This window comes from Candidatus Nitrospira salsa, from assembly GCF_965152625.1.
The window spans coordinates 162,985-187,899 of sequence record NZ_CBCUCO010000001.1; the positions used below are offsets into that span (position 1 = coordinate 162,985).

A 24,915-nucleotide genomic window follows, 5' to 3' on the forward strand; every position below is an offset into this window, starting at 1 on the left:
TTTAGCGCCGGCGTCCTAGTGACTTTGCTGATGTTCTTCAAGGTCTCGAAACGCCGCATATTGTTCATGAAAGTGAAGACGAGGCTCACCAATAGGGCCGTTTCGGTGTTTACGAACAAGTATTTGCGCCACACCCTTTTCGTCCGTGTCTGGGTCATAGACCTCATCTCGATAAATAAACATGACCACATCGGCATCTTGCTCAATCGCCCCAGATTCACGAAGGTCAGCCAAAACTGGTCGCTTATCAGTCCGATTTTCGACGGCTCGGCTTAACTGCGATAACGCAATAATAGGAATATCAAGCTCTTTCGCCAGTCCCTTCAGTGCACGAGAAATATCAGAGATTTCCTGTTGCCGTGACTCTGAATCGCGCCGACCTTCCATGAGCTGCAAGTAATCGATAATTAACAAGTGAAGGCCATGTTCGGCTTTGAGGCGTCTGGCCTTTCCTCGCATTTGCTGAACGGAAAGGTTGCCGGAATCATCGATATAAATTTGCGCCTCTTCTAAACGAGAAGCCGCATTCGTCAACGCTTTCCAGTCATGACTGGATAACTGACCAGTTCGAAGCGCATGAGAATCTAACAACGCTTGAGAACTCAACATTCGAAGTACAAGCTGGGCTTTTGACATCTCCAAGCTAAAAATTCCCACCACGGCATTGCCTTTAATTGACGCATTTTCAGCAATACCAAGAGCCAGACTTGTCTTCCCCATGCTCGGGCGGCCAGCAATAATAATAAGATCTGAAGGCTGTAATCCTGCCGTAAGATCATCAAGTTTGGCATACCCTGTGGGAATACCCGTGATACGCTCTTTGCGGCTATAGAGGCGATCGACAATTTCAACACTTTCCTTAATAATGTCACTAACCGGCAAGAACGAACGTCCTAATTTTCCCTGCGCTAATCGAAAGACTTCTCGTTCCGCAAAGTCTAATAACTCGTCAGTGGACGTTGTGCCCTCATACCCCCGGGTCGCCACATCGGTTGCTGTGCGAATCAGTCCACGTAACATCGATTTATCGTGAACGATCTTGCTATGATATCGGATGTTCGCCGCACTGGCTACTATATGAACCAGTTCCGCGATATACGATGCCCCCCCGATATTGTCTAACTCTCCAATGCTCTTCAGATATTCGGTCAGCGTAATTTGATCAACCGGCTCATTTTGTTCCGAGAGCGCCATCATCCCTTGATAAAGGGTGCGATGGGCAGAACGATAAAAATCTTCCTCAGACACAATCTCAATGGCACGATTCAACGCCGCATTATCAAGCAAAATTGCGCCAAGCACAGATTGTTCAGCCTCCAAATTTTGTGGAGGCAACCGGAGATCCGTCATTTCAGACACTGACATGAGGCGGTCCATTTAAGATATGAGGTAATTCATGACATTCCACTGTTGACAGACGAGGCTCCTTCTGTTGAGGAGTACATTTCATCAAGATGACTGATTGAGCGGGAACTCGAGGAGCACCGAAGACAATGGCCGTGACGGCCCCCATTTTTTTCGTTCGATCACGGGCGTGATCCATGAGAGACGATTTTCCCACAACCACGGCTTCTTGAATGACCGGCAATCCCTCACTCCGTAATCGCTGAGCCAGTTTACACGCAACGCCAAATTGCTTCAGAGGTGCCAATAGCAGAATGGGCACGCTCTGCGCCCCAGCGTGGAGCACGGAAGGGTCTAAACTTGCAAACACACGATCCATATCAAGAGCAAACCCTGTCGATGGCAAGTCCCGTCCAAATCGACCCAGTAAATGATTATACCGACCGCCGCCGCCTAACTCGGTCCCCATGGACGACGTAAACACATCAAAGACCACTCCGTCATAATAATCAAATCCTCGCGATTCCCCAAGATCCAACAACAAATGATCCTTCAGTCCTGCCAAGTCAAGCAAATGATAGACCTTTACTAAACGATCAAGGGGACGTGTTAACGCGACATCTTTTCCAGCAACCGCTCGTCCCCATTCCAACACATCGTCCTGCCCGCAACGACCTGCCGCTTCTATGATGACCTTCGTTTTCTTTCGAGGCAAACGTTCCTGACTCAAAATCGCTTCCAATGCAGGAAGATCCTTATGGGCAGCCGCCGATTCAGCTTTTCGTTGTCCTGCCTCTGATAAACCAGATCTCGTTAACAGCGCATGATAAAATCCGACATGGCCAAGCGAAACTTTAAAGTCTGGAAGACCCACGGCCTTCAGTAACTCAATCAGTGACATCAACACTTCAGCATCGGCATTCGCATCATCCATCCCGATCAACTCAACACCAACTTGGAAGATCTCCCGCTCTCGCCCAGCATGTTCCGGTTCATAACGAAACACTGTAGTGCGATACGAAAGCCGCAACGGCAAGCCTGCCCCACCCATGCCCATCGCGACAATCCGTGCGATTTGAGCGGTGATGTCCGGACGAAGAACTAGGATTCGTCCAGTCGTCCAATCAGCAAATTTATAACACTTCTCCAAAACTTCTGGAGCAAGACCGACAGACAGCACGTCAAGATATTCAAAGGTTGGGAGGATAATCTCTCGATACCCCCATCGAGAGAGGCGAGTGATGAGTTGACTTTCTAACGTTCTGACATGACGAGCGGTATCCGGCCCAAACGTAGCCGTTCCGATTGGGATGAGGGAGCGCGCCGGTTTCATAGGCTAGGTAAAGAGAAAAATCGACTCGTGGTTATCGTTTGAGCCACAGAAATGGAATGCTTCTAGCTCACTAATGACCTTTGGAGAGATCGACGAGTCTCGCAGAGAGGACTCCATCCTCTTGCTTCACTGCGTCTAAAACCTCTTTAGGAGGAGGTGCATCTAACCCGAGGATCAGCAGAGCCTGTCCACCTTGCTGTTCGGCACGGGCACACTGCATCTGAGCAATATTCACCGAATGTTCCCCAAGTATTCGTCCAACCGTCCCAATCACTCCAGGACGATCAACGTTATCGATCAGAATCATTTGTCCATCACAGATCACCTCGACCTGGAATTGATTAATTTCAACAATGCGAGGTTCTTGTTTATGAAAGAGTGTACCAGCAAGATGATAGCTCTTTTGTCCGGTGTCGACTTTGAGACGAATAAGGCTGGTGAAATCTCCGGCATCACTACTCTTGACTTCTTTCACCTCAATCCCGCGTTCCTTCGCGACAACTGGCGCATTCACGAAGTTTATGACATCTTCGAGAATCGGAGACAACAACCCCTTCAGAACGGCAATAGTTAACGGAGCCACCGACAACCCGGCGACTTCACCAAAATATTCCACTGTCACAGCTTTGACTCCACCTTCAACCAATTGAGCTTGGAAATGTCCCATGCGCTCAGCCAATGTTAAATATGGCTGGAGTTGAGGAAGAGCCTCTGGAGAAACAGACGGCACATTGACCGCTCCGCGAGCGAGACCACGCTTAAAATAATCCACAAACTGTTCGGCAATCCCAATCGCCACGTTTTCTTGAGCTTCTTCAGTCGAAGCACCAATGTGGGGAGTACAAATAAAATTGTCGAGGGTTAGCAGCGGATGATCCACCTTGATCGGCTCTTCTTCAAACACATCAAAGGCTGCGGCAAACACCTTCTCGGTCTTCAACGCTTCATATAAGTCCTGTTCATTGATGATGCCACCTCTCGCACAATTCACGATCATCACACCATCTTTCATCTCCTTGATCGTCGTGGCATTGATGAGACCGCGCGTTTCATTTGTCAACGGTGTATGCACAGAGATGACGTCAGCTCGTTGAAACAGGTCGGCCAATTCAACCACTTCAATCCCCATCTGTTGCGCTCGATCTTTTGCCAGATATGGATCATACCCGATCACATTCATGAAATGGCCTTGAGCGAGTTTGGTCACATGAGATCCAATTTGTCCGAGCCCGACCAACCCCATTGTCTTGTTATACAATTCCACGCCCATGAACTTACTTTTTTCCCATTTTCCTGCTTTCATAGAAGCCGTCGCCTGAGGAATCTTGCGACTCATCGATACGACCATCGCCATGGTATGTTCCGCAGTTGTGATGGTGTTCCCCCCAGGGGTATTCATCACGACAATCCCGCGTCGAGTTGCCGCATCGCTATCGACGTTATCAAGTCCCGTTCCGGCTCGACCGATAATCCGAAGCCTCCCACCAGCCTCAATGACTTCCTTGGTGACTTTGGTCGCAGACCGGACGATAAGCCCTTCGTAGTCTTTGATTTCTTTCAGCAAATCTTCTTTAGATAGCTTCGTTTTCACACCAACAGAAAACCCCGCACGCTCCAACACTTCGACACCACGAGCAGATAATTTATCACTGACTAATATATTCATAGATTTCTCTGGAGAACCTCCATTTTCCTTGCGACGAGGAACAACGCCTTATGCTTTGCGTTTTTCAAAGTCAGCCATGTACGCAATCAGCGCATCAACCCCAGCTTCGGGCATGGCATTATAAATACTGGCTCGCATCCCGCCAACAGAACGGTGTCCTTTCAGCGTGGTTAACCCCGCTTCTGTGGCTCCGGCGAGAAATTCTTTATCTAAATCTGCATTGGCCAATACAAAGGGAACATTCATCCACGAACGAGCGGATTTTTCAACTGGATTACTATAAAAACTTGATTGATCAATGGCGCCATACAGTTTCTGGGCTTTGCGTTCATTGACCTTTCCGATCGCTTCCAGCCCACCCTGCTCTTTCAACCATTTAAACACCAAACCGGCGACATACACGGCATAGGTTGGCGGAGTGTTGAGCATCGAATCAGCTTCAGCTTGTTGGGCATAATCGTAGACACTTGGAGTGATGGGCAAGGCCTGTCCCAACAGATCATCACGAACAATAACCAGGGTCACCCCGGAAGGTCCAATATTTTTTTGAGCACCCGCATAAATAATTCCGAAACGACTCACATCAATAGGACGGGATAAGATCGTGGAGGAGTAATCAGCCACAAGTGGGACATCTCCTACTTCCGGAACCCAATGAAATTCTACCCCTCCGATTGTTTCATTTGGCGTATAGTGCACATATGCCGAATTCGGATCTAATTTCCAGGATTCAAAAGCTGGAATACTCGAAAAGTTATCGCCCTGTGAAGAAGCTGCCACATTCACGTCACAATACTTTTTGGCTTCGCTAATGGCCTTTTTCCCCCATGCCCCAGTCCAAATGTAATCGGCCTTGGACTTACCCCGTAAAAGGTTCATGGGTATGGTGGCAAATTGAGTGCTGGCTCCCCCTTGTAAAAAAAGGACTTTATAGTTGGCTGGAACCCCAAGCAGGTCACGTACATCTTGCTCGGCGTCAGCAGCCACCGAAACAAATTCTTTACCCCGATGACTCATTTCCATAATAGAGGCACCGGCATTATGCCAATCTGGCAGCTCCGCTTGCGCTTGCTTAAGAACCGGCTCCGGCAACATAGCTGGACCGGCACTAAAATTATAGACTCGCGACATTGATAACTCCTCTATGAGAGAATACAGATTGACAAATAAAATATCTTAAAAAAATTTTACCTATAAGCATAGCTCGATTTATGTCTCAACTCCCTATCAGAAACACACAATCGAGCAACGATGGACAGAAATTGTAATAGGAGAGAAACTTCCTATTAACGAGAGGGTTCCTGGAAAAAGAGGTTACGCTAGCATAGGGTTTCAGGCCAGTCAAGGCACATAAGAGAGAACTTGTCTTGGAGCACGCAATAGCCTAAAATGCGCCTGCTTCCAATGACTTTTGGCGAATTTTAGCGAGAAGGAACATCGATGACTGGACTGCGTTTTGAACGAAAAGGTGATGGGGATTACTATAAACTCATCTTGCACATAGGAGACTGCTATGTGCCAGTAAGCGACGATATCGTCGAAGTACTCACCCAGCACACATCCGCGACAGCAGACCGGTTTTTATCGGTGTTGCTTGAGAAGGTGGGGTACTCGTCCTACCTGAAAGAACAAATACAATCTGAACTGGCAAGGGGTGGGAATACCAGCGCACAAATTAGCGCACTGCAGCAATCGTTAGCAACACCAGCCTAGTTGATGCCACAACCGTCAATATCAGCAATGGTCTAAAGATCTTGCCTGGGGCATGACCCTGATAACGCTACCCAATAGGGTGCTATCCTCTGCCGCCTCCAATTCTATCAATAAAGTTTAAGATACGAGATTTGCGATCAGCGTTTTTCTCTAAATCCAAAGCACGGCAATAATGATCACCGGCAATCTCCTCTTTCCCCTTTGCGTCATAGACCCGGCCCACACCAAAGGTTGCACTGGCATCGTTCGGATTGACTTGCAACGCTTTACTAAAGTAATCCAACGCGGTATCAACACGTCCTTTCTCTAGGGAATACCACCCGATAGCCGTTGCCGCTGGAAAGAAATCTGGGGCAAGTCGGAGCGCTTCTTCATACGCACGTTGAGCCAAATCCTTGCGCCCCTTTGTCTCATAAATTCCGCCAAGCGCAAAATGGACCTCTGGATCTTCAGGAACGAGTTCCAAAGCTCTTTTGTACTCAATAATTGCTGGCTCGATTTTTCCTTGCTCGGCCAGTGCACATCCTAAATTTGTATGGGCCACAGCATCATCAGGATGCAACTTCAAAATTTCCCGATATTGCGGAATGGCCATTTCCAACTGCCCCTGGTCTTGATAGGCCACGCCCAAATTCAAACGAGCGGCAATATAACTTGAGTCCCGCTTCACCGCCTCACGATACGATTTAATGGCCAGATCTTTCCGTTCCATACGTTGAAAAATCTGGGCCTGAAAAAAATGCGGGTAGGGAGAAGTGGGGTCAAGCTCAATCGCTTTTTCATAACACGCCACCGATTCCTCAGACTTTGCCGATTGTCCGAGGAACAATCCTGTGACGAGTTGAACATTGCTATTCTCGGGGGAGGTCCGCTGTAGCGCCTCAACCCATTCCTTTACAGACTCAATATCTTCTGGCTCCTCCAACGCTTGGCCATGAACGTGCCAGGCCTTCGCAAAATTGCCTTGAATCAAACTCGCGATATTAATGGCGAAAAACGCTCGAGGACTAGACTCCGAACGTTCTGACCATTCAGTCGCTTCGCTCAGGACTTTTTCCCATTCCCCCTTGAGTATCGCGTCAACGATAGCGGCTTCATGTAACGACGTCATAATTTCTCCATGGTCCTAACCTTACAGACCCTATGCTTTTACCGTGTCAGTGTGTCTTCAATATCCGGCGGGGTCGCCTGAATAAGGCTCCCAAGGTAAGGGTACCGTTCTACTATCTTCTCTTTCATCAACCACGCAATGGTTCGATACGACCAATGCCCCTTTACCCCAGAGCGTAATTGAGACATGTATTCAGCTTCGGCATAGTCCATTTTGAACAGACAGCGCACCTTGAAGCCAAAGGGGATCGCATACAACGCTCCCTCCTGACTGGTGTTTCGAAGTTTTTCAATGTCTTGTCGCACGGCGTCCATGGCCTGGCAATACATCTTGTCGAGCCCAGCCTCATTGAGCACTGGCGGCACATCATACCCGTGCATCGTCGTAAAATTCTGCTGAATCTGCTGGCAGCGACGATGTCGATGCATATCCCGCCACCCCCCGATATCCATGAGGATGTCAAAGATAAACGCATAGCCTGACCGAAATTCTTTAATTAACTCATCATACGGTCCGCGTGTTTGCAGGGACACAGCAATCAAGTCATGCTTTTGTCCTTCCGACCACTGCTGGACTAATTCCAAGAGACAGCGATACGGGGCATGAGCCACACGATAGAGTAAGGTCGTCACCAATTCATCCAAGGGTTCGTGGGGTTCAAGCAGGTCAACCGGATGGCTACGCCCAGCCCAACCTTCAGGACGATCTAAGCCGGCATTTTGTAAAATCCGTTTTCCTGCTCGTGAGAGATCGCGATAGACTTCTGATTGATACGGACTGGCAACGGCATAGCGAGCAAGAGTCGGTGCGAGCGGTTCTCCAGGAGCCGGATCGGGTTGCTCTAGTTCTGCCCAGATGGAAGAAGGTTTCTTGGCGCATGCTTCTTTCAGGTCTTCCCCTATCGATTTCAGTTCAGGTAATTGCGCCGACAACAAGCGTGCAATCTGTTTTTCCAATGTCCGAATACTAACGACCTGCCCCACATTGGTCTTCGCGGCTAAAGGGAGTAAATAGCGGGTTACATCAAACGCCCGCGCCGCAATCGTCCGTTGATACTGCGCTTCAGACATCGTCTCAGGCCGGGGATCGCGTTCTGAGAGAAATTGCTGGATGGGACCGGTCAACTCTCGATAGACGGTAAACAGACTATTGAGAATACCGTTGTACGTTCCTTCGGTTTCTGGATCTTGGATGGAGGCAGGCAAAAAGCATCCGCTGGCCTCAAAGTTTTGATAGCGGCTCGACTTGGCCTGACCATCCCACAATGGCTCATCTTCAAGACGAATGGCTGCAAGCTCCGAGATATTTTCAAAACAAATCGTAACATGTCCTAAGTCCGCAATAGAACCGTGCCCGTAAGCAAAATAAAATTGTTCCCAGAATTTCTCTGACGAATGGGAATGCACCCATGCCAGACTCTCCTCTATGGAATCAGGCGACCGGCTGTACCGTGCCAGCGCATACGCTGACTTTTCCGGCGGCATCGGCGCTAACGCGATCACTCGCTGTGCTTTCTTGTCAGAACTCATATTACACCGTAAGGTATAAATAACATGTGAATCTTGGGAATGGAACGAAGCATTTGAATATAATGAGGCCGATGACAGTAAGCAAGTTTCTTACGAAGACGTTGGATGAAACCCACGATGCCTAACTACGATGGTTGTAAGGAAAAACCCTTGAAACCCTGAATAGCACTCGGTACACTCCGCGAGTTCTTTTCTCACACACATCTATGGCAGCCCATCTTCCAGAACAATGCATGCACGGCCAGTGGTCCTCACGCTGGACCTTTATCTTAGCGGCGACCGGCGCAGCCGTGGGACTCGGTAACATTTGGAAGTTTCCATACCTTACGGGGGAAAATGGCGGGAGTGCATTCGTCTTAGTCTATCTCGTGTGCGTCGCGGCACTCGGCATTCCGTTGATGATGTCAGAAATACTCCTAGGCCGGCGCGGTCGATCCACGCCAATCAACTCCATGCAGGTGCTCGCCACAGAAACCAAAGCCGGTCAGTGGTGGCAAATCATCGGATGGTCCGGCACCATCGCCGGCATGCTGATTTTGTCCTATTACAGCGTGATTGGCGGTTGGACCTTAGCCTATATTTTTAAGTCAGGAATCGGCACGTTTAGCGGTGCAACAGGAGAAGTCGCCGCCTCGACCTTCTCAGAATTCGTGGGTAGTCCCTGGACACTATTTATTTGGCATACGGTGTTTATGATCATCACCATGGGCATCGTCGCTGGCGGCGTTCAAGGGGGACTGGAAAAAGCCGTGCAGTATCTCATGCCCACGTTATTTGTCCTCCTGCTTATTATGGTTGGCTACAGTATGACCACGGGGTTTTTTGGGAAGGGATTAGCGTTTCTATTCACGCCTGATTTCAGCAAATTATCCGGGGCCAGTATGCTCACAGCCATGGGCCAAGCCTTTTTTAGTCTGAGCCTTGGCATGGGCACAATTATGATCTATGGGTCCTATGTCCCCAAAGGCACGTCCATCGCCAGCACCTCCGTGGCCATTGCACTGGCGGACACTGGCGTTGCCTTACTCGCCGGGATGGCCATCTTTCCAATTGTGTTCGCAAACGGCATGGAACCGGGATCAGGACCTGGCTTGATTTTCCAAACGCTTCCCGTGGCATTCGGCAATATGACCGGAGGAATTGCATTTGGCTCATTGTTTTTTATTCTGCTGTTGGTCGCCGCTTGGACCTCTTCCATCTCGCTGATCGAACCACTCGTCACTTGGATGATTGAAACCTACGGCATGTCACGCATCACGGCCTCGCTCTGTTCCGGGCTCGCCACATGGCTTTTTGGATTAGGCACCGTATTTTCTTTTAATATTTGGAAAGAGGTCACATTCTTTGGCTTAAACTTCTTTGAGCTCCTCGATTTCCTCACCTCAAACATCATGCTCCCGCTTGGAGGTATTCTCATCGCCCTCTTCGCCGGCTGGCTCATGAAAGTCGAACTCACCAAATCCGAACTCAATATCCAAAACCCCACTGCCTATCTCATCTGGCAAACGCTCGTCCGTTACATCGCCCCGGTTGCCGTCTTCATCGTCCTGCTCACATCGATTGGGGTTCTTTAAAAAACACGTATCTCGTTGCTCGTATTTCGTATCTCGTGATCTGGAAAAAGTTTCCCTTTTCTGTGGGTAAAACGGGGTAGAGACAAAGCAAAGGAAGAACAACATCAGAGAAGTGCGTAAAGGAACAAATGCAAGAGGCTCTCACAGCTAAATAGTGTACTCTCGACCAAATCCGATGTCTCGAGAGGGATAGTACTTCGGAGAAAAATTTTAGAGGGCGTCTTCATCAAGAACGACATTGACTGCCTCTTTATCCGCAAGATCTACACGAGATTACATTGGTTGAGACACCCAATGATGAGACGAAACTTTATTCGTGTTACCACGAGAGGCTAATGCCTCTGCCAGCAACTGCGAAACGAGTTGTCCGAACGAACATCGTTCTCTCTTCTGAATTCTCTTCAGTTCATTGAAAATCGGTGTATCGATATCAACTGTTGTTCTTGCCATAATGTATTGATAATACAATTAGCTACATTTGAAGTTGAGACTCGTAATTACTCGGTTTTACTGAAACGTCCCTTGAGACATTCCTTGCCAGAATCTCGTCGAACTAGTGTTTACTACCTCTTCGACAAGCAGTACTCTTTTAGCCACAGAGCGAACACTTTTTCGTTCAGCTTTTTGCTCACGAAATCAAGTATTACCTGAATGGCTTCAACTTCTGAGGCTACTAATTCTTTTTTATTTTTACCAAGAAACACATAGGCAGTTAGGAAGGCTGTACGTTTATTACCGTCGACGAAAGGATGGTTTCGCAATATCCCATGTGTATAAGCCGCAGCGAGACTAAAGAGATCCACCTTCTCATACGAAAAGAGATTCTCCGGCCTTGCCAGAGCACTATACAACAGTCCCTCATCGCGTAAACCAGTAGCCCCGTCATGTTCGGCTAGCAATTCGTCGTGTACTGCCAGCACGAGTTCTTTGCTGACCCACCGTGGCTCCTTCATTTGGCAAGCGCGCGCAAGGTATTGCGATACTTTGCCATCCCTTTTTTCGCAACCTTCATGTCCTTTTCAAAATCTGGATCGTACGCGCTAATCCTGTAGCTACCATCTGGGGCATCAACAAGAAAGAGCTTTTCTCCTTCGTGAAGTTTCAAGCGTGTTAGGACTTCTTTAGGCAGTAAGACACCCAAAGAATTCCCAATTTTCCGAACAGTTAAGTCAATCATGCGCATCATCTCCATGTTATAATTTACATTATAACTCAAAAGGTATTCACAACAAACAAATTGACACACTCCTACAAATAAGTCATCGAGTGCGCTATGGCGTCTTTACGTTTTGGTAAAGAACTAGAAAGCAGACTGGAGCACTTGGCTGCCAGTACTGGGCGGACCAAGACTTTTTATATACGACAACTCATCGAAAAACACATTGATGAATTGGAAGACCGGTATACCGCTGAACAACGTCTTGAAAAATCTGACAAGCGTTTAAGTAGTCAAGAGTTGAGGCAGAAACTTGGCTTGGACAATTGAATATGACAGCAGTTTTGTCAAGGACATGAAAAACTGGACAGGAAAGTCCAGCAACAAATCATAGAGTATTTCGATGAACGTGTAGCCCCCTCCACCGATCCCCGTACCTTAGGCAAATCACTGAAATCTTCCTTCTCCGGTCTTTGGCGATATCGAATCGGCGATTACCGTGTCGTCTGCCGTATCGAAGATAAACGTCTAGTTGTCCTGGTAATTCGAGTCAGCCACCGAAGCAAAGTTTAGAAAAAACCATTTAAGGAACGGAAGACATAAAATCTATCCGACTAAAGGTCTAGACCCATCATTTTCCAGACTCAAGTCCTCAAAAAATGTTATGGGATAATGCATCGGGATAGTATGATGTACATATAAAATGTAGATGTAGGGAAATTATGGCATTAAACATTAGAAATCCAGAGGCGGAAAAACTAGCGGAAGCCGTGACGGCACTGACGGGAGAAACTAAAACTCAGGCGGTCACGAAGGCTCTGGAAGAGCGCCTTGAGACACTCAAACGCCGGAAGAGCCGTCGCAGTGTGGCGGACAAACTCGATGAAATCGCAAAACATTGCGCTACCCTGCCTATACACGATACACGCAACCCGGATGAAGAAATTCTTGGCTACGATGAGCACGGGCTACCAACATAATGGTGATTGATACATCGGCAGTCCTCGCGATCCTGAACAATGAACCGGAGCGTCGCCTCTTTAACGAAGCCATCGAACACGCGGAAACCTGCCTTATCTCGGCGGTAAGGCCTGTGGAAGCGTCGATGGTACTGGAAGTACGCATAAGGGTATGAAGGTGTGTGAGATTTCGACTTATTCGTTGCACGCGGGGGATCACGCTGGCAGAGGTGGATGCTAAGCAAGCGGCGATTGCCAGGACAGCATTCCGCAAGTTCTGAAAGGGTCGGCAAGTCGCATCGGAGATTGCTTCTCCTACGCCCTCGCAAAAGTCACCGGATTCCCCCTGCTGTACAAAGGCACCGACTTTTCACAAACCAACATAATGCCAGCCGTGTGAAGGATGAAGGAAGAGAGAGCATTCCTGAAGGACAGGGAGAATTTCCGACACCCGACAAAGAATAGAATTGCATAGTTTCAGCGATCAAATATCCGAGGATAAATTCCCTGCATCTCATTCCACCTAAACCACAAGGCACAATTACTTGCATCTAATCTAATGGTAATCAATACTCATGCCAGACTCCTAATTGCAGTTGTTAGATGATTTATTGCTTTGACACAAGTGCCATCAATCGATTGCTGGATGATCCAGAGCGGGAGCCAATCGTCACGACAATCTTAAGCATTGGTTCATTCCGGATAACGGCTTATAACGTCCTGGAAGCAGCAAAGACCAGCGATTTGTCCAGACGTACTCAACTCCTCAAACTTATGTGTCGTCTGGCCAATAGAAACCGCCCCCTAGACCGACCAAATAGAATCCTATCGAAATACTTGGATGCACATGCAGCTGGGACTTCCAGTTGGAAGATCAATGCAGATGCTAAGTTAGATGGTACCTGGCTTGCTTTGAATCAACCAGATTGCCTTGATCAAAATGCGATAGACGAGGTAGTTGATTGGGCAAATAAATCAGAACAAGACTTCTCTAGCGTCGTCGCCGGAGACCGAGTAAAGTTTCAGAGCGTCTTTAACCAAATACCAACATCTGAACAACTAAAATCCACAGCGTCGACGTTGCGAGTTTTCAGTACGAATAAAAATTTCTTGAATTCGTTGGTCAGCGAGGCGTACGAACGACAAACAGGTAAACGACTCATTGATCCTGAGATTGAGTCATTGGTGCAGGAACCAGTTTGCGGATTATACTTTCTTGCATACGCATACGCACTTCATCATCGCGCAATGCAGGGGCAAGGGTACTCAGCAAATCGAAATGCCGGGGCAATTGATCTTTGGCAGGCCGTGTATCTATCTCTTTGCGACAGATATGTAACGAATGACAAGGCCCAGTATCGAGGACTACGACTCTTAAATGTCATAAACAACAACCTCCATACACAAGTAATGCGATATGACACGTTTCGTAGTCGCTTATTGGCATTGCCGTAGATTAAGGCACCTTACTCCATGTGAGCTACATAAGCCATTCGCACCAGGTCGAAACTCGAAATATTTTGGGCAGGCAGGATTATTGATTTTTAAAGTATTGCGATGACATTTCTGTTTGACCTTTAGCAGCCCATATGGATTTTTGTGGAATCAGAGTTCCCGTCATATATCACATATCAATAGTCATGCTTCCCCTGTCATTTCTCCAGATTTAACGTCAGGCTTCCTCTTTACTCTTTCATTCCGTAGTCGTCGCTTTTCGATTCGTTGACAGGCCTTAGGGCAACTCCTAAAATGACAAAAAGGATCACTGATCGATGGATACGAATACAATCCTCTCACCTGAAGAAATGTCTAGCATTTCGGCTGAACTTGCGAAATACGATCAGCTGCCAGATTGGTACGAACTGACGGAGCATGGAGAAATTATCATGAGTCCGAAGCCGCCCAATCGACATCAAGTCATTTGCGCGGAGATCGCCTTTCAGTTGCGCTCACAGCTTGGCGGTAAAACCGTGGGCAAAGTTGCCGTGTTGACCACTACTGCGGGCATTCGAGTCCTCGATGTTGATGGATGCCAGACGATAAGTGGCAAGTTGTGAACGTGGAGGAGGGGCTCGGGCAAACGCCTAACTTTGCGGTCGAAGTCCTGTCACCAGGAAATCGTCAGACCGAAATCCTCCACAAACTACAAGCCTAGCTCACCTCTGGTATTCATGAAGTGATCATTCTCGATCTGAAAGGCACGCTCACCTTTCATCGAACCGATGGTCAACACGACGACTCCTCCTTCAACATTCAGCTAAACATCCCTCCTCACCTCATCGAAGCGCAGTCATAAAGATTGTAGGCGGTAGTAGTGAGTGCCTCACTCCTCACCTTCTCCACTGCGGGACGAGGAAAATTTACTAAAGATGGATCACTCTTGTCTCACTTGACCTCCTTCACTGCAATTTGCTAATTAGTAATGATTCCTAAAAAAGAATATCATGAATATTTCTTCAGAAACTATCCGACAGCGGTTTAAAGACCAAGGCCTCAAGAACACGCCTCAGCGGACAGCTATTTATAAGGCGTTGGTGGAAACGACCAGCCATCCGACCGCTGAAGACCTCTACCAACACGTCTCACAAGATTACCCGATGATTTCACAGAATACGGTCTATTACACCCTTGGGGTGTTGCAGCAGGCGGGGTTACTTCGTGAGGTGAATGTGGGGCATGACCGCGCACGGTATGATGGCAATTTGACGCCTCACCATCATTTGATTTGTCATGGCTGCAAGTCGATCGTGGATGTGATGGATAAAAAGCTTAATAAAATATCGTGTCCAAGTGGCCTTCCGTCGGGATTTCACATCACCGATTATCAAATAGAATTCCGAGGTTATTGTCAGGCTTGCCGTCCCCAAACGGCATGAGTTTTTTGTTGCGGATGTAGTTACTCAATTATTCAAAGGAGGCTGGTATGGGTAAGGGATTAAATGGAACGAAGAGTCACGAAAATTTAAAAGCGGCGTTTGCCGGTGAATCACAAGCGAATCGCCGATATCTCTATTTTGCACGACGTGCGGATATTGAAGGCTATACGGACGTTGGTGGTCTCTTCCGTGATACCTCTGAAGCGGAAACCGGACATGCCTTTGGACACATGGACTTCTTGAAAGAAGTCGGTGATCCCGCAACCGGTGTACCGATTGGCAACACCGAAGCCAATTTAAAAGCCGCCATCGAAGGTGAAACCTACGAGTACACTCAAATGTACCCAGGCATGGCCAAGACGGCACGAGAAGAAGGCTTTGATGAACTTGCCGAATGGTTTGAGACTCTGGCGAAGGCTGAAAAGTCTCACGCCAATCGTTTCACCAAAGGCTTAGAGTCACTGTCGTTATAAGAACAAACAACGTTTGTCGTTATACCCCAGACAGGAAGACTGTCTTCCTGTCTGGGACTTTCATTAAATACGCGATATGTACATTTCCTGAACTGAGGCACATTTGAAAGGTTTTGAACTCATTACCCCAGGCTGGGATCGACCGCAACTTGAAGCTGAAACGTTGCGCGTATTCGACATCTGCGATGGCTGTCGGCGGTGTTTTAACTTATGTCCGTCATTCAATACGTTGATTGATCGTATCGATGACTACGACAATGACGTCAACAAGTTTACCGCTAAAGATTTCGAGCAGGTCGAGCAAGAATGCTATTACTGCAAACTCTGCTTCAATCACTGTCCTTATTCCCCGCCGCACAAATATGAAATCGACTTTCCCCGCTTGATGGCAGCGTGGAAGAAGCAGCGCATTGCGGAAAAAGGTGCAACTTGGCGTGACCGCTTACTGATCCAAACCGATTTAATTGGAAAGGTGGGAACACTGACGGCCCCCATGACCAATTGGGCACTGCGAACCCCGTGGGTCCGCAAGCTCATGGAGCACGTGATGGGCGTTCATCGTGATCGGCAAATCCTGCCCTTTCAGCAAGAATCGTTTCCATCATGGTGGTCCAAGCAAAGTCCATCTTCAGCGAAGCCGGAAACCAAAAGGAAAGTGGCCTTGTTCCCTAGTTGTATGGTGAACCACCAAGCCACAGATATTGGAAAAGCAACCGTGCAAGTGTTAGAGAAAAATGGCATTGAGGTAGCTGTCCCTGAAGGACAGCAGTGCTGCGGTATGCCACGGTTCGATCTCGGCGACACCGACAACATGATCGAAACGGCGAAAGCCAACTATGAAATCTTTCGGCCTTATCTAGAATCCGGGCACGACATTATCGTTCCGACCGCAAGCTGCAGTCTGATGCTGAAACGTGAATACCCTTACCTTCTGCCCGATCATGGTCCAATCAAGGACATGGCCGAGCGAACATTTGATGTGTGTGAATACCTGATGAAACTGAAGAAGGAAGGGACGCTGTCAGTGGATTTCCCCGAAAATCCCGGCCGGATTGCCTATCAGATTCCATGCCATCTTCGAGATCAAAATATTGGATTTAAATCCAAAGAACTCATGGAACTCACCGGCGCGAAGGTTCAGCTCATCGAGAAATGCTCGGGTCATGACGGAACGTGGGGAGCAAAAGTGGAGTTTTTTGATCTCTCGATGAAAATTGCCAAGAAGGCCGTGAGAGAAGTGGAGGAAGATGCCGTCGATGCAGTGGCATCTGATTGCCCGCTCTCTGCGCTGCAACTCGATCAAGTGCGTGGCATTCCGCAAGATTCCAACAAGACCGCTCGGCACCCTATTCAAATTATTCGAGACTCCTATGGACTATCTTCATGAATAACGTGACTCAACAAGATCTTCTCTCTTACGCTGACTATGAACAACAACGATCATCTATTCGCCAGCAAATTATTGCCCTAAAAAAACGCCGGCGCGTCGCCATTGGTGACCTCGTGACGTTGATTTTTGAGAATCGGGACACCATCCTCTATCAAATTCAAGAAATGCTCCGAACCGAACGGATTTTTGACAATGAGAAGGTCCAAGACGAGATTGATGTTTATAATGCACTCCTTCCCAAAGCCGAAGAATTAAGTGCCACTCTGTTCATTGAAATTACCGATTCTGAGCGCATCCAAGAACTGCTTGATTCATTTCAAGAAATTGACCGCTCTGATACTTTGTCCATTCGTGTTGGCGATCAAGCCATCTATGCTGAATTTGAAGCCGGGCATAGCAAAGAAGACAAAATCAGTGCCGTACACTTTATACGGTTTCAAACCAACTCAACATTTCGTCAACTATTAAGGAATTCCGATGTTCCGGCTTCTCTCAATATTACACATCCCCACTATCAAGCCGAAGTGATTGTTTCGCAAGAGATGCGTGATGAGTGGTTGAAAGACTTAAAATAATGATTATCTATAGACGTAAGCGCACGTGTATTCCAGAGAAAAATTCATAAAATCAAGGGGTTATCACTTTCTGGTCAATTGACAAGACGGTTAGTCCTTGCTAGAATGGAAGACTCACACAGAACTAGATTTTCCTTTTAGTTTCATCAACTTATAAAGGTGGAGGAAGAAATATGGTTACCATCACTGAAATTGCCGAGCAAAAGATTAAAGAAATGATAGTTGAAGAAGACAACGCTGTTGGATTGAGAATTTACGTCAAAGGTGGCGGGTGCAGCGGTTATCAATACGGCATGTCCTTTGAAGATAAGATTGGCGATGACGATACGATGATCGAAAAAGGTGAGGTCAAGGTTATCGTTGACTCACAAAGCGCTCCGCTCTTGAGTGGTGCCGAAGTGGACTACGTTGATAGCCTTCAAGGTTCAGGATTCGCCATTAAGAATCCTCAAGCCAAGAGCACCTGTGGTTGTGGCAGTTCCTTTTCGACCTAATCATTGAAATCTCGTCGATCCTCTTAAGGGGGCTTGGATGTGCATCTTTTCATGATGACATAACCAAGCCCCTTTTTCATTCTGGAGACCTGACCTATGTCAAAAGCGACATTGACCAAACGGACAGAATTCTGTTCTTCGCACCGTTATCACAATCCGAATTGGGATGATGCCAAAAATAAAGCCGTTTTCGGTCCATGCAACAACCAAAACTCACATGGACACAACTATCTGCTTGAAGTCACGCTTTGCGGTCCGATTGATCCGGTCAATGGAATGATTATCAACTTGTATGACCTAAAGATTTATCTGTGGGACGTACTCAAAGAATTTGATCATAAAAACCTCAACCTCGACACCCCGTATTTCACAGAGCGTATTCCCACCACGGAAAACCTCGCCGTCACACTATGGGAATGCTTGAAACAGCACCCTCACATGCCCCCCGTCGATCGCATCAGACTTCATGAAGATCATACGCTGTTTGCCGATGTGACGGCTGAACTCCTTAACGGACCAGGCCAATCCTCACATGCCGATATCACCAGACGGTATAAACTTTCTGCGGCTAAACATCTACCAAATGGACAAACCACAGGACACAACTACATCGTAGACGTCACGGTGACGGGCCCCATCGCTTCTGACACCGGACAGGTCGTGAATCTCGGATTATTAGATCAAATTGTGAATGAAAAGATATTGACAAGGTTTAACGGAAAAAACATTTCAAAGGATGAAGCATTTCAAGAGACTTCGCCTTGTGAATCACATCTCGCACAAGTAATGTGGCATGCGCTTAACAACGAAATAGCAGGAACCACATTAACTCAAATTACCGTCAGCGAAGGAACTGACTCTCAAGCAAGTTATCGAGGGTAGGGAATTTAGCTTTCTCAACACTTAGCTCGTCTTTACTAGATGCTGATCGATCAAGGCCGCAAGTTCGGCAGCCTCAACTTTCCCTTCACGGGTCAGAACGAGTGTTCCATTGGAAAAGAAGTGGGTGGTCGGATAGGTTTCAAAAGTATGTTGCTTTTTAATTTCTCGACATTTACCAGGGACGTGCATCTTGGCTTTGCCGATACGAACATTAGAGTATTGAGCAGCCGTTTCCTCTAAAATAGGATCGTAGGCTTGGCAAGGATCACAGGAGGCAATACCGTAGGCGATCACAGACCCAGCGGATTGTTTAAAATCTTCGTAGTTTTCGTCTGTGACATTTTCGACTGTTCCAGGCATATAGGTCTCCGTATCACGTCTCGTTCTGTGGCTAACCAAGATACAAAAAGGGGACCCCTTCTGACTGAGATCCCCTTTTCAGTAATTTTAATCGGAGTTAATTCATAGATTTAAGTGCTTCTAGAATTTCCTTGTCATCCCGTGCGGTCTTAATATCTTGGACTTTCACATAACCAACCTTACCGTCTTTGCCCACAATCACGGTTGCTCGCTTGGAACAATTCAACGGTTCAAAATACAGTCCGTATGCTTTGCTTACGGATCGATCCATATCTGCCAGCAACTTGTGCTTGAGGTCAAGCGAGTCAGCCCAAGCCTTATGTGAAAAGAAACTATCACAGCTCACCCCAAACAATTCAGCTTCACTTGACCCAAAACTTGGGAAATCATCGGTGAGACATTTATTCTCACCCGTACACACAGGGCTCCAATCTAACGGGTAAAAAGCCAGAACAACCTTCTTTTTTCCTTTAAAATCACTTAGTTTAACATCATTTTGATCCTGATCTTTCATGGTAAAATCAGGTGCTTGATCACCAACTTTGACTTCGGCTGCAACATCGGACATGGACATATCCTCCCTGTTATTAAAGACAAAATAGGACTTCTACTTCCTTATCAAGGTTGGTAACATGGGATCGAAATCTTTGTCAACACGCGAAAAAGGCCTAGACGTCTCATCTCCGTCTGCCCTGACCTCATGAGAGTGCCTGTTCTCGGTGTTATCTCCCAATAGTCACCACAATGGTCCAAAAACTCTAAAAAGCGATGCTGTCTTCTCCCTTGTATTTTTGTCAAATGCAGGGTATCGTAAAAATACGTGGTGGCAAGCAATTTTCCTTCCAGCCCTATTTCAACGATAACGTAATTCACCCCGATAGCGCCCATTCATGGCAGATAAGCGATCGTTTCGAACAACCCTGAAAAATGTGCTGTTTTCCAGGAAACTGGTCATCAGTATTGCCCTGTGTGGTGGGCTCATGCTTGGAGGGGTAATCGGAGTCCTCTGGATAGGCACCCAGGGCTTACCCTCACTCGAATCACTTCAAGATTACCAACCCAGCCTTATTACTCGCGTGTACTCTGACGAGGGAGATGTCATAGGTCAATTTTTTGTCGAGCGGCGAATCTATATTCCGTTTGAAGAAATTCCTCAATCACTCATCAATGCCATCATTGCGGTTGAAGATTCGAGGTTTTTTGAACATCCAGGCCTTGATGTCGTTGGAATTTTTCGCGCAGCCTGGACCAACCTCAAAAGCGGTGGAAAAGTTCAGGGCGCCAGTACCATTACCCAACAATTGGCAAGAACCCTATTCCTTTCACGCGAACGTACGTACAAACGAAAAATCCGGGAATTGATTCTTGCCTTTAAAATGGAACTGGTCTTGAGTAAAGAGAAAATCCTGGAGATGTATTTAAATCAAATTTACTTCGGCCATGGCGCCTATGGTGTTGGCTCTGCGTCACAAACGTATTTTTCAAAAGACCTTTCAGAGATTACGCTTTCAGAATCGGCCATCTTAGCCGGCCTGCCAAAAGCTCCAAATACGTATTCTCCCTACAGAAATCCTGAATTGGCCAAAAACCGGCAGGAACATGTCTTGGGTCGCATGGTTCAAACCAATTTTATTTCGAAAACTGAAGCAGAGGAGGCTATTTCTGCCGAACTGGCTTTCCATCGCAAATCATTAAAACCAATCGCGTCGTATTTCTTGGAACATATTCGTCAAACATTGGTGGCTCATTACGGCGAAACGATGGTCTACAAAGGGGGACTCCAAGTCCATACGACCTTGAACGTCGCGATGCAGAAAGCCGCCGATGAAGCCGTGCATCGAGGCCTGCACGAATTAGATAAGCGACAAGGATGGCGAGGACCGCTCGGTCAGCAATCGCTCACCGACCTCGCAGAGAACCCCGTGAAATCTCCTGATGAACCCAATCCTCACGGAATCTTAAAAGCCATTGTCACCAAGACCTCGGGAAAATCAGCCGAGATCTTGGTTGAGAATATCTACAAAGGTCAAATCGCACTCGCCGATATGGCTTGGGCTCACCGTCGACTTAAACGCGGGAAGGAAGTGACTGAGGCCGTACTTCGAACGAATCTCACCGCCAAAGAGATATTGAAACCCGGAGATATCATTGAAGTCACCACCAAACATGGAGATCTCGAAGCCGGGGAATTTGTTCTCGACCAAACTCCTCTCGTTCAAGGATCATTGTTAGCCCTTGATCCTCGAACAGGCGCCGTGCTCGCCATGGTCGGTGGATATGACTTTGGTCGCAGTGAATTCAATCGTGCCATTACGGCTCGGCGTCAGCCCGGTTCCGCGTTTAAACCGATTATTTATGCCGCAGCCTTAAATAAAGGGTACACCCCAGCGACCTTGATTCTTGATGCCCCTGTGGTCTACGAGCAGGAAGACGACGGAGAGATCTGGAAACCGGAAAACTACGAAAAACGATTCTTTGGCATGATCTCTTTGCGCGAAGCCTTACGACATTCACGCAATGCGGCGACCGTTCGATTATTGGAACAGATCGGAGTTCAAGATGTGATGGACTTGTCTATGTCACTTGGCATTACAAGTCCACTCAGCCAAGATCTTTCTCTCGCACTCGGCTCCTCAAGCGTGACCCTTCAGGAAATTACATCATCGTATGGTGTGTTTGCCAATCAAGGACTATGGCTTCCACCCTATACCATTACCATGGTAAAAAACCTGGAAGGCGAGGTCCTGGAGCAACATATTTTTGAACCTCAACAAGCGGTTTCCAAGGAAACGGCGTATCTCGTGACTAATATGATGATGGATGTGATTCAAAGTGGAACTGGACGACGAGCCAAGTCCATCGGTCGTCCATTGGCAGGAAAAACAGGGACAACGAATAGTTACCGCGATGCATGGTTTGTCGGATATGCGCCAAATTTAGCTACCGGAGTATGGGTAGGATTTGACGGGGTTCGAACGTTGGGCCGGCTAGAGTCTGGGGCTCATGCAGCACTACCGATATGGACAGATTATATGGCCAAGGCCTTAGAGCCATTGCCAGTCACAACCTTTAGCATTCCAGACGGCATTCGATTTGCTCAGGTTGACACAGAAACGGGAACACTCCCATCACAGCTTTCGAAAAGCATTACCACTGAAGTTTTTGCAGAAGGCACAGAACCGTCGAAGCCCGTCACCCCGAAACCCACTCCATTAGATTTTTTCGAGATGGATCAAATCGGTCCATCTTCAGCAACGGCAAGCCCGTCGTTTGAGTGAAGCTAAAAAAGTATCACTTGTTAAGATTTGGCATCTTCATACTCTTCATGCCAAGCCATTTGGATTGCTTCGAGTTTTTTTTCGTTTGAATCTTTCGGATCACCGGTAAATTCAGGCCATGCGACAATCCAGGCATGCATATCGGTAAATCGCACCGTAAGTGGATCAAGCTCTGGATGTTCTTCCTGGAGCCGAATGCCAATATCTTCTATATCGTCCCACGTTAACTCTTGTGACATAATATCCTCTTTGTCTTAACCCCGACGGTCAGGAAAAATCAGAGATCTTTTTACTCTCTAACGCTTCTTTCAGTGTGGAGTCCATTAACACTTCAGCAAGATGATGCGTCACTTTTTCCACTTCACTAATCTTCGCACGAATAGGCCGATGGTCATCAGTTTCTTTGACGGTCTTCAATTCATTCAGGACCTGGTAAATTCCTTTCACCTCGCCTTCTTTAATCAAACCCTTCCCACGCTGCAGGGCTTTCTCTGTGGCCATAAGAATGGCATCGGCTTCGGTTCGGGCCTCAATCACTTGCCTTTGCTTGATATCTTCTGCAGCAAACTCAAATGATTCCCGAACCATCCCTTCCACTTCGTCATCAGTTAACCCATGCGAAGGCTTCACTTGAACAGATTGTGCTTCTCCTGTTCGAATATCTTTCGCAGTGACATTTAACATTCCATTGGCATCGATCAGAAACGTCACTTCGACTCGCGGCACGGCAGCCGGCAAGGGAGGCATTTTCAATTGAAATCTGGCCAAGCTGCGATTGTCTTTCACCAATTCCCGTTCGCCTTGAAGAATATGAATATCGACAGAGGTTTGTCCGTCAACATAGGTCGTAAACATTTCCTTCGCACTCGTCGGAATTGTCGTGTTGCGGCGAATCAATGCACTCATCACTCCACCCATCGTTTCAATTCCTAACGACAGAGGCGTCACATCCAACAAGAGCATATCTTTCTTGTTTCCACTCAGAATATCAGCTTGGACCGCTGCCCCAAGCGCAACCACCTCATCTGGATTTAAATCACAGTGCGGTTCCTTGCCAAACAGTTCTTCCACACGACGACGGACTAATGGCATCCTCGTGCTTCCACCAACCAAAACGACCTCATCAATTTGAGGTGATTGAAATCCTGCGTCTTTCAACGCCAAACGACAGGGTCCTAAGGTCGCCTCAATTAAATCATTGGCCAATAATTCCAGCTCATCTCGCGTCCATTCTCGCTGGTAGGTTCCCAGTTGGTCTGGCAACTCCACCTTGACTATTGCCGTCATATTATCTGAAAGTTTCACCTTCAGGCGCTCGGCTTCTAGCCTGATGACTTGCATGAGATCATCATGCTCGTGTGGATCAATGGAGAATTGTTGCTTAATTTCTTTAATAAAGACATCTGACACCTGTCGATCAATATCATCTCCACCCAAATGCGTATTCCCATTCGTTGCCAAGACTTCAAAAATTCCATCCTTGAGTTGCAAGATGGAAATATCAAACGTCCCTCCACCGAGATCGTACACAGCAATGCACCCTTGGGTCTTTTTTTGGAGGCCATACGCAAGAGCTGCCGCAGTTGGCTCATTGATGATTCGCAACACCTCCAGGCCAGCAATCAACCCAGCATCCTTCGTAGCCTGGCGTTGGCTATCGTTAAAATAAGCCGGAACTGTAATGACAGCTTTCGTAATGCTTTCTTTCAACTGCGCTTCTGCTCGACTTTTCAGTTCTTTTAAAATCATTGCAGAGACTTGTGGAGGTGAATAGGTTTTCTCACCAATCACAATTCGTATGACTCCGTTTTTTTCCTGCAACGTATACGGGAAATACTTGAGTTCATCGGTCACATCTTCCAAACTTTTCCCCATAAAGCGTTTGACGGAATAAATCGTACGAGACGGGTCTTTAAGCAAATGTTCCTTTGCGGCTTCGCCCACAATGAGACCATTGTCCGTCATCCCAACGATCGAAGGGACTTTGGCCTGTTCATGTTGCCCCACAATGACGCGAGGCTGCTCACCTTCCATATATGCAACCAATGAATTGGTTGTTCCTAAATCTATTCCAACTATACGAGACATAATATTATTTATAGTCTTTCTCGATTCCGCCCGTCTTGTGCCTCAAAAAATCGTTATCCAATCTCAGGAATATGCCCTCTTTTTCTTGGAGGTCCAAATAATTGATGCCATTAT

Annotated in this window: 26 protein-coding genes and 1 pseudogene; 15 read left to right on the forward strand and 12 right to left on the reverse strand. The window is 47.2% G+C overall.

Features of this window, described 5'->3' with window-relative positions; genetic code table 11:
- Positions 1 to 15 precede the first annotated feature (15 nt).
- The 4 genes from dnaB to serC all read right to left on the reverse strand — a co-directional run bounded on the left by dnaB (position 16) and on the right by serC (position 5,474).
- Positions 16 to 1,365 (reverse strand): replicative DNA helicase, encoded by a 1,350-nt coding sequence (dnaB, locus tag ACWQXP_RS00700; protein WP_454060910.1) that lies wholly within the window; start codon positions 1,363 to 1,365, stop codon positions 16 to 18.
- Positions 1,352 to 2,677: an ATP phosphoribosyltransferase regulatory subunit gene (gene hisZ, locus ACWQXP_RS00705; protein ID WP_454060911.1), complete on the reverse strand. Its 1,326-nt coding sequence runs from the start codon at positions 2,675 to 2,677 to the stop codon at positions 1,352 to 1,354. The genes dnaB and hisZ overlap by 14 nt, the downstream gene beginning before the upstream one ends.
- A 70-nt stretch (positions 2,678 to 2,747) precedes the next feature.
- Positions 2,748 to 4,343: a phosphoglycerate dehydrogenase gene (serA, locus tag ACWQXP_RS00710; RefSeq protein ID WP_454060912.1), complete on the reverse strand. Its 1,596-nt coding sequence runs from the start codon at positions 4,341 to 4,343 to the stop codon at positions 2,748 to 2,750.
- A 48-nt stretch (positions 4,344 to 4,391) separates the two neighbouring features.
- Complete coding sequence (serC, locus tag ACWQXP_RS00715; protein WP_454060913.1) at positions 4,392 to 5,474, reverse strand: 3-phosphoserine/phosphohydroxythreonine transaminase; 1,083 nt, start codon at positions 5,472 to 5,474, stop codon at positions 4,392 to 4,394.
- 309 nt (positions 5,475 to 5,783) lie between these two features.
- Here serC and ACWQXP_RS00720 point away from each other — a divergent pair, with 309 nt between their 5' ends.
- Positions 5,784 to 6,056: a hypothetical protein gene (locus tag ACWQXP_RS00720; protein ID WP_454060914.1), complete on the forward strand. Its 273-nt coding sequence runs from the start codon at positions 5,784 to 5,786 to the stop codon at positions 6,054 to 6,056.
- 82 nt (positions 6,057 to 6,138) lie between these two features.
- Here the strand turns inward: ACWQXP_RS00720 and ACWQXP_RS00725 are convergent, their stop codons facing one another.
- Together ACWQXP_RS00725 and ACWQXP_RS00730 are read right to left on the reverse strand one after the other, a co-directional pair.
- Positions 6,139 to 7,167 (reverse strand): tetratricopeptide repeat protein, encoded by a 1,029-nt coding sequence (locus ACWQXP_RS00725; protein WP_454060915.1) that lies wholly within the window; start codon positions 7,165 to 7,167, stop codon positions 6,139 to 6,141.
- A 38-nt stretch (positions 7,168 to 7,205) separates the two neighbouring features.
- Positions 7,206 to 8,696 (reverse strand): FAD-dependent thymidylate synthase, encoded by a 1,491-nt coding sequence (locus ACWQXP_RS00730; RefSeq protein ID WP_454060916.1) that lies wholly within the window; start codon positions 8,694 to 8,696, stop codon positions 7,206 to 7,208.
- A 233-nt stretch (positions 8,697 to 8,929) separates the two neighbouring features.
- Here ACWQXP_RS00730 and ACWQXP_RS00735 point away from each other — a divergent pair, with 233 nt between their 5' ends.
- Positions 8,930 to 10,270: a sodium-dependent transporter gene (locus ACWQXP_RS00735; RefSeq protein ID WP_454060917.1), complete on the forward strand. Its 1,341-nt coding sequence runs from the start codon at positions 8,930 to 8,932 to the stop codon at positions 10,268 to 10,270.
- Between the two features lie 563 nt (positions 10,271 to 10,833).
- Here the strand turns inward: ACWQXP_RS00735 and ACWQXP_RS00740 are convergent.
- Together ACWQXP_RS00740 and ACWQXP_RS00745 are read right to left on the reverse strand one after the other, a co-directional pair.
- On the reverse strand, positions 10,834 to 11,223 hold the full coding sequence (locus ACWQXP_RS00740) for a type II toxin-antitoxin system death-on-curing family toxin (protein WP_454060918.1): 390 nt from the start codon (positions 11,221 to 11,223) through the stop codon (positions 10,834 to 10,836).
- Entirely contained in the window at positions 11,220 to 11,447 is a 228-nt protein-coding gene (locus ACWQXP_RS00745) for an AbrB/MazE/SpoVT family DNA-binding domain-containing protein (RefSeq protein WP_454060919.1), read from the reverse strand. The genes ACWQXP_RS00740 and ACWQXP_RS00745 overlap by 4 nt, the downstream gene beginning before the upstream one ends.
- 96 nt (positions 11,448 to 11,543) lie before the next feature.
- Here ACWQXP_RS00745 and relB point away from each other — a divergent pair, with 96 nt between their 5' ends.
- The 12 genes and pseudogenes from relB to ACWQXP_RS00805 all read left to right on the forward strand — a co-directional run bounded on the left by relB (position 11,544) and on the right by ACWQXP_RS00805 (position 19,075).
- Positions 11,544 to 11,756 carry a type II toxin-antitoxin system RelB family antitoxin gene (gene relB / locus ACWQXP_RS00750; protein WP_454060920.1) on the forward strand — a complete coding sequence of 71 codons (213 nt, stop codon included), beginning with the start codon at positions 11,544 to 11,546 and terminating at the stop codon, positions 11,754 to 11,756.
- Positions 11,740 to 11,999, forward strand: a pseudogene (locus tag ACWQXP_RS00755) (type II toxin-antitoxin system RelE family toxin). The gene relB and the pseudogene ACWQXP_RS00755 overlap by 17 nt, the downstream one beginning before the upstream one ends.
- Positions 12,000 to 12,148: 149 nt before the next feature.
- Positions 12,149 to 12,406 carry a type II toxin-antitoxin system VapB family antitoxin gene (locus ACWQXP_RS00760; protein WP_454060921.1) on the forward strand — a complete coding sequence of 86 codons (258 nt, stop codon included), beginning with the start codon at positions 12,149 to 12,151 and terminating at the stop codon, positions 12,404 to 12,406.
- Positions 12,406 to 12,561: a type II toxin-antitoxin system VapC family toxin gene (locus tag ACWQXP_RS00765; RefSeq protein WP_454060922.1), complete on the forward strand. Its 156-nt coding sequence runs from the start codon at positions 12,406 to 12,408 to the stop codon at positions 12,559 to 12,561. Before ACWQXP_RS00760 ends, ACWQXP_RS00765 begins: the two co-directional genes overlap by 1 nt.
- A gap of 427 nt (positions 12,562 to 12,988) precedes the next feature.
- Positions 12,989 to 13,840 carry a hypothetical protein gene (locus ACWQXP_RS00770; RefSeq protein WP_454060923.1) on the forward strand — a complete coding sequence of 284 codons (852 nt, stop codon included), beginning with the start codon at positions 12,989 to 12,991 and terminating at the stop codon, positions 13,838 to 13,840.
- 317 nt (positions 13,841 to 14,157) lie between these two features.
- Positions 14,158 to 14,442 (forward strand): hypothetical protein, encoded by a 285-nt coding sequence (locus ACWQXP_RS00775; protein WP_454060924.1) that lies wholly within the window; start codon positions 14,158 to 14,160, stop codon positions 14,440 to 14,442.
- 387 nt (positions 14,443 to 14,829) lie between these two features.
- Positions 14,830 to 15,261 (forward strand): Fur family transcriptional regulator, encoded by a 432-nt coding sequence (locus tag ACWQXP_RS00780; protein ID WP_454060925.1) that lies wholly within the window; start codon positions 14,830 to 14,832, stop codon positions 15,259 to 15,261.
- Positions 15,262 to 15,308: 47 nt separating this feature from the next.
- Positions 15,309 to 15,734 (forward strand): rubrerythrin family protein, encoded by a 426-nt coding sequence (locus tag ACWQXP_RS00785; protein ID WP_454060926.1) that lies wholly within the window; start codon positions 15,309 to 15,311, stop codon positions 15,732 to 15,734.
- A gap of 103 nt (positions 15,735 to 15,837) precedes the next feature.
- A complete protein-coding gene (locus tag ACWQXP_RS00790) occupies positions 15,838 to 17,121 on the forward strand; it encodes a heterodisulfide reductase-related iron-sulfur binding cluster (RefSeq protein ID WP_454060927.1) in 1,284 nt (427 codons plus the stop codon).
- Positions 17,118 to 17,699: a DUF3501 family protein gene (locus ACWQXP_RS00795; protein WP_454060928.1), complete on the forward strand. Its 582-nt coding sequence runs from the start codon at positions 17,118 to 17,120 to the stop codon at positions 17,697 to 17,699. The genes ACWQXP_RS00790 and ACWQXP_RS00795 overlap by 4 nt, the downstream gene beginning before the upstream one ends.
- Before the next feature lie 173 nt (positions 17,700 to 17,872).
- Positions 17,873 to 18,193 (forward strand): iron-sulfur cluster insertion protein ErpA, encoded by a 321-nt coding sequence (gene erpA / locus ACWQXP_RS00800; RefSeq protein WP_454060929.1) that lies wholly within the window; start codon positions 17,873 to 17,875, stop codon positions 18,191 to 18,193.
- A gap of 96 nt (positions 18,194 to 18,289) precedes the next feature.
- A complete protein-coding gene (locus tag ACWQXP_RS00805) occupies positions 18,290 to 19,075 on the forward strand; it encodes a 6-carboxytetrahydropterin synthase (RefSeq protein WP_454060930.1) in 786 nt (261 codons plus the stop codon).
- Positions 19,076 to 19,096: 21 nt separating this feature from the next.
- Here ACWQXP_RS00805 and ACWQXP_RS00810 read toward each other — a convergent pair whose 3' ends face one another.
- Both ACWQXP_RS00810 and ACWQXP_RS00815 read right to left on the reverse strand, forming a co-directional pair.
- Positions 19,097 to 19,435, reverse strand: a complete 339-nt coding sequence (locus tag ACWQXP_RS00810) for a thioredoxin family protein (RefSeq protein WP_454060931.1) — start codon at positions 19,433 to 19,435, stop codon at positions 19,097 to 19,099.
- A 97-nt stretch (positions 19,436 to 19,532) separates the two neighbouring features.
- The gene (locus tag ACWQXP_RS00815) at positions 19,533 to 20,003 is read right to left on the reverse strand and encodes a redoxin domain-containing protein (protein ID WP_454060932.1); all 471 of its coding nucleotides are present in this window, start codon (positions 20,001 to 20,003) and stop codon (positions 19,533 to 19,535) included.
- 322 nt (positions 20,004 to 20,325) lie between these two features.
- On the opposite strand from ACWQXP_RS00815, the gene ACWQXP_RS00820 reads away from it, so the two are divergent.
- The gene (locus tag ACWQXP_RS00820) at positions 20,326 to 22,713 is read left to right on the forward strand and encodes a penicillin-binding protein 1A (RefSeq protein ID WP_454060933.1); all 2,388 of its coding nucleotides are present in this window, start codon (positions 20,326 to 20,328) and stop codon (positions 22,711 to 22,713) included.
- A gap of 20 nt (positions 22,714 to 22,733) precedes the next feature.
- Here the strand turns inward: ACWQXP_RS00820 and iscX are convergent, their stop codons facing one another.
- Together iscX and hscA are read right to left on the reverse strand one after the other, a co-directional pair.
- Complete coding sequence (gene iscX / locus ACWQXP_RS00825; protein ID WP_454060934.1) at positions 22,734 to 22,952, reverse strand: Fe-S cluster assembly protein IscX; 219 nt, start codon at positions 22,950 to 22,952, stop codon at positions 22,734 to 22,736.
- 28 nt (positions 22,953 to 22,980) lie between these two features.
- Positions 22,981 to 24,801 carry a Fe-S protein assembly chaperone HscA gene (hscA, locus tag ACWQXP_RS00830; protein WP_454060935.1) on the reverse strand — a complete coding sequence of 607 codons (1,821 nt, stop codon included), beginning with the start codon at positions 24,799 to 24,801 and terminating at the stop codon, positions 22,981 to 22,983.
- Between the last annotated feature and the right edge of the window lie 114 nt (positions 24,802 to 24,915).